General features: G+C 41.7%; 1 protein-coding gene. It reads left to right on the forward strand.

The window, feature by feature from the left end:
- Positions 1-988: 988 nt before the first annotated feature.
- Complete coding sequence (locus V6942_RS23330; protein ID WP_263525881.1) at positions 989-1,936, forward strand: hypothetical protein; 948 nt, start codon at positions 989-991, stop codon at positions 1,934-1,936.
- Positions 1,937-2,145 lie beyond the last annotated feature (209 nt).

A 2,145-nucleotide genomic window follows, 5' to 3' on the forward strand; every position in this document is an offset into this window, starting at 1 on the left:
CCTGGGTAGTCAGAAGCATTACGGACTATGAACTGAAAACGGTGTTATTTACTCAGGCTGATATTCAAAAGGAAATTCTTAAAGAGTTGCGGGTATTAAGAAACAGCAAGGAAATGCATAATGCGGATACAGCGGGAGATAACTTCAGGATAGACTTTGACAAAGTAGATTACTGATAGCTATCTGATGAGTCCTCACTTCTGTGGGGATTCTTATTTTTCTGTTCTTATTATTGTCAGCTCAAGCCGCATGGCTCTCCTGCGGAGGGCTTAATATTGGGATAATATTGAAACATCAAAGACAGATGCAGATAAGTACAGAAAACCGATAATAACAATTAAACAGTAAGTCTATATAAGAGAATAACAGAACATATATAAAAGAATTAACCCCGGTTGGCGATTTGGCGATGGTAGCACAGATATTTAAACCTGTAAAACGGTTATATTTATTTTTTTATTTACCCACCCTATCGGGTGATTCCGGCGCAGTCCTGACCCTGAGTGCGCTCCCTGTAATGCACCATGCGCAACGCCAGAGTCAACGGCAATGCAAAGCCATGACTAAGGCCAAAATCACCCCAAAACCGCATACAGGCAGCCAGCGGTCACGATGTAAGCAAAATACCAGATACTGTATAAATAAACAGCCCTGCAATTGTCAGGCATATGCGCCCTCTCACACTGGCAACCCCCTGTTCCGCCCTGTTTATTGCATCTGTACAGCCATCTGAGCGCATCCGGCTGCAACCTGACGTATTTGCATGTGCCGTATTAATGATGCCACACAGAGCGCCTGACGGTTTGTACCATCATCTGTCACAATTCATTGTTTGAAAAATTTTATATTTTATTTTTTGAAGTGATTACATAAATATAATCCATCTCTCCGGCATGAGTGCCTGACTGAAGGTGAATCGAAAAAGAAGGACCCGCCCCGATTCTTTTTACTCCCTTCCCTTTCAGTTAAATCACGCAGGAGAAATATCATGCCCCGCTACAAAAAAGGCATCCGTAATAATTGCTTTCATCAAAATTATACTCATGACGTATTGTTCCCCGGCGCAACATTCAGAACCCGACATAATGGAGAATGCGCCATTCTTGGCCGCTCTGATGATAAATCAAGGCGAGGCTATTATGTCGTGGAATTCAAAGACAGTGGCATCATCAAGGAAGCCTATGGCTCGCATATTAAAACTGGTTCTGTATCAGACGAAGCTTTTCCATCATCGGAGGAAGAACGACGAAAGTTACTGATGACACCAAAATATTACGGCGTCGGATATATTGGTAATGGATGTCATTCAACTATTGAAAACACCCGAACACACCAAAGAACGAGAGCATTCATACTCTGGCATAACATGCTGGCAAGGTGCTACATGACAACCAAAGGGAAGCAGTATTTTAAAGGCTACAAAGGTGTCACTGTATGCGAGCGATGGCATAACTTTCAGAACTTCTGCAATGACCTTCCAAAATTGCATGGCTACAACAAATGGAAGGATAATCCGGGAGAGTATGAGCTCGATAAGGATTACTCACATCGCCGGATTTATTCTGCTGACACGGTGGCATTTATCAGCACAGAAGAAAATGCCAAGGAAGCTGGATTACGACGCGTTGCCATGAAGATTCCTTCCGGGCATTATCATGAAATAAATAAAATTCGAGATGAGATATTAATGGAGGCTGAAGATGAATTAAAAAACAATCAAATTCATTATGAAGTTGTTCTTGACGGGAATATGAAAGTAATCCTGTGTGAAACTCCTTATGGCACAGTGTTGTTCTGGCCTCTCACAAAAAAGATTCAGCGTAATTGCTACATGATTGATGGTGATGTACAGGTTTATGTTTATTACCTGCGCTGGCTCATACTTCAGTGGGAAAACAGAAATCCCGACATAAACTGTGTTGCTACAACCTGTTGATGATGCTATAAAATAGTCATAAAATAACCGCATTTCACAATGCTATCTATTAATAAGAAGAAACGAACATTCAGGATGTATCTGTAATTCCGCTGTTGCAGTGATTTTCTGTGCCAGAAAACAAGTGACAACGTCTGGCGGCTCATTGCAGAAGGCTAAATGCCAGCACTTCGTGCAGTCATTTAACATGTTCAACACATTATGCGCAC

Origin of the sequence: Kluyvera genomosp. 2 (assembly GCF_036759865.1) — a bacterium.
Taxonomy (GTDB): domain Bacteria; phylum Pseudomonadota; class Gammaproteobacteria; order Enterobacterales; family Enterobacteriaceae; genus Kluyvera; species Kluyvera ascorbata_B.